This window comes from Treponema sp. (assembly GCF_052169735.1).
Classification (GTDB): domain Bacteria; phylum Spirochaetota; class Spirochaetia; order Treponematales; family Treponemataceae; genus Treponema.
Genome location: NZ_JBQNBW010000114.1, coordinates 1 through 3040 on the forward strand (window position 1 = coordinate 1; position 3040 = coordinate 3040).

The following is a 3040-nucleotide window of genomic DNA, read 5'->3' on the forward strand; positions in this document are numbered from 1 at the left end:
TTTCGGAGCGTCATATCCATCAGGTATTGGAATCCCTTAAAGATAAAAAACGCACTACCGTAATGATTGCTCATCGGCTCACGACCGTTGTACACTGCGACCGTATTTTTGTGATGGATAAGGGATGTATTATCGAATCGGGTACACACACGGAATTACTTGAACACGGCGGCTTATACAGCCGTCTTTGGAACGGAGAGACGGTATGACGCTGCATACTCTTGAGGATATCAACTATTCAAGTGAATTTTTCTTGCGGAAGCCTCCTGCAGCGTACCGGTATTTTATCTGTATTATCAGCGGTCTTTTCATCGCTGCGGTAGTGTGGGCGGCCATTTTTGAAATGGACATTGCAGTAAAAGCTGATGCGATACTAACGCAATCGGTTAATATTTCAGTTGGAAAAATAGGGCGTACCGGCGTTATTGACGGCGTGTATTTTACCCCGAATACCACTGTTAAAAAAGGCAGTATGCTTCTCAGTATTGAAAGTACCTCGATTCAACTTGATAAAACCATCACAGAGGATGCATTGCAGCGCCAAAGACAAGAACTTACAGCATTGCTTCTATACGAAAAAGCAATCCTTACCGGTGCCAATACGGTACCGCAGAAAGAAGCGGTTGCCTATGCAAAAGCAACTGTTTATTTTGCCGAAAAGGAAAAAGCCCGCATCCTCTATGAACAGGCGCACGATGTTTTTTTGCGGCAAAAAGCGATGCCGGAACAGATGCGTACCGAACAAATGCTGAGCAAGCTGCATGATGAATATAAAATAGCGGAATTACAGTATACTTCTTTCCGCGAAAAGGAATTACTTGCAATACACACTCAAAAAAATGCCTTGCAAATGCAGATTGAAAATCTGGAAAAAAAACAGGCTGAGCTTGAACAACAACTTACAGCCAGTACACTTACGGCGCCCATCAGCGGTATTGCAGAACCGCTTAAAAAATTTAATACGGGCGATACTGTTTTTGCAGGTGATACGCTCGTACGCATTGTACCTGATACCACTACTCAGCTCAAGGCAGAATTATCCATCAGTAATAAAGATATTGCAGAAATACGAATCGGTATGCCGATTACTCTAAAATTTGCAGCGTTACCACCTGCCGAATACGGGTTGGTACAGGGAACTATTACCGCAATATCGGCGGATGCGCTCTTCTTACCGAATGCGCCGGCATTTTTTACTGCTGAAGCCGTATTGGAAAAAGATACCGTAACGTCGAAGCAGCATAAAACGGTCGCATTAAAATCCGGCATGGCAGCTGAAGCAAAAATCATCACTTCCCGCAAACGGATTTTGACGGTGATTTTAGAAAAACTTGATTTTATTTCATAATGGTAAAGGATTTAGCTAAACACTCGGTTGGCTTTTAGCTCTTCTATCCGTTATGTCTAAAAGGTGTCTGATGAAAAAAAACTTGTTGTGCAGTATCTTATTCTCTATCATTCTTCTTTCTATAATATACGCCGATGCGGAAGCCATACAGACGGAGCCGATACAATGGAAGTCTTTTTTCAGCGGCGCATGGGAACACAGTATACGAGCAAAAGAAAAACAAATAGAACTGCAATCGTATAAACTGGAAGCTAACACCATAAAAAACAATTTGTATCCGCAAATTACGTTTGATATACCGGAAATTATCGGATGGAAACGGGTGAATATCTCTCCTTTTTGGGCGCATATCCCTGCCCTTGCCGGTACGCGCTATCTTAATGCGCTACAGGGAAACTACGGTATTAGCCTTACGCAAAAACTGCCGTCAGGCGGTTCTCTTACGGCAACAGGGTCACTGCAAAGCGAATATCTGTTGCAAGCTACATTGTTCCGGCATACTCCGCAGTTTAGTCTTTTATACCGTCAGCCGCTTACCCGCGGTTTTGCCGCTTTTTCTGCGGAAGCGCGGACCGTTCAAACCCGTTTTGAAATCTTACAAACAATGCATAAGCAAGCATATAACCAGTTTGTGAAAACGCTCCTCGAAGGTATCGCCGAACTTGATACAATGAGGGCACATACCGAATATTACCGGCTCAACGCTGTATATCATACTGCAAAATATGATGAGATAGAAAAAAAACGGCATACAGGGAATGCGGCCGCATCGGAATTACTTGACGCAAAGCGGAATATACTCAAGGCTCAACAGGAGTATGAGTTGAATCGCTCAGCCTTTATGCTGAAAGAAAAAGCATTTGCTATCCGGTATGGAGATTCTGCGCTTGTTCTGCACGAAACCGATAAAGAAACCTTAGCTGATTTTTTATGCTGTACCGATACGCGGGATAATTATGACGCGCTGCTCCTTATGCAAAAGAAACATTTGCTTGATACTGAGCTGCTTTCTGCAAAAAAGGATGAAGCACCGCAGCTTTTAGTAAAATTTTCGGCAGTTCCCGATGAATTAGTATTCCGTTTTTCCTCAGATTACCGTACCTCATGGGAATTAGTCAGCCGCAATCTACCGTGGCTTTTCCATGCAAGCATCGGAATTGTATGGTCACCTGATTATTTTGCGCGTGCAGCGGCAAAAAGCGAATTACTTAAAAGCCGCAGTTCCCTAATCGATTTACAGCTTCGTGAATTACACGAACAGCGGCAGCATGAAACACAGCTGTTACATGAAAAAATTACTTCGCTTGAACAAGCGTATCGCTTGATGCAGCAATACACTGCCGAACAAGCCTCGCTGCTTAAAGAATACCGCCGCTTGTATGAAGAACATAGCATTACTGAAAGCGCTTATGAACAAATAAACGCAGAATATGCCTTACAAATCTATCTGCAAACACAAACCTTCTGGCAGCTTATTACTGCAAAAGCAGACTATCTGTTCCTGTAAAAAAGATAGCCGGATAACAAAACAGAAGTCCGCATAAGGCAGCAGTAAGAGAGAAAGCATCACGGTAATCTAAGGGCGTACCCCTTTAAAACTTTGTATCCTCTGCGAACTTCCATATGATAGAAATCAACACGGGGCTGTCCCAAAAGTTTTGTTTTATTACCGATTGTATAGTCCCTGTTTCA

Annotated in this window: 2 protein-coding genes and 1 pseudogene; all 3 read left to right on the top strand. The window is 43.0% G+C overall.

Features of this window, described 5'->3' with window-relative positions:
* A pseudogene (locus tag ACTTJ8_RS11570) lies at positions 1-209 on the top strand (ABC transporter ATP-binding protein); the annotation flags it as partial.
* Positions 206-1348, top strand: a complete 1143-nt coding sequence (locus ACTTJ8_RS11575; RefSeq protein ID WP_442721274.1) for a beta-barrel domain-containing protein — start codon at positions 206-208, stop codon at positions 1346-1348. The pseudogene ACTTJ8_RS11570 and the gene ACTTJ8_RS11575, both read left to right, overlap by 4 nt.
* Before the next feature lie 70 nt (positions 1349-1418).
* On the top strand, positions 1419-2855 hold the full coding sequence (locus tag ACTTJ8_RS11580; RefSeq protein ID WP_442721275.1) for a hypothetical protein: 1437 nt from the start codon (positions 1419-1421) through the stop codon (positions 2853-2855).
* The last annotated feature ends 185 nt before the right edge of the window (positions 2856-3040 follow it).

Bases quoted from the DNA above. Each gene is read 5' to 3' on its own strand.
- ACTTJ8_RS11575 (WP_442721274.1), top strand. From the start codon at position 206: ATGACGCTGCATACTCTTGAGGATATCAACTATTCAAGTGAATTTTTC.
- ACTTJ8_RS11580 (WP_442721275.1), top strand. From the start codon at position 1,419: ATGAAAAAAAACTTGTTGTGCAGTATCTTATTCTCTATCATTCTTCTT.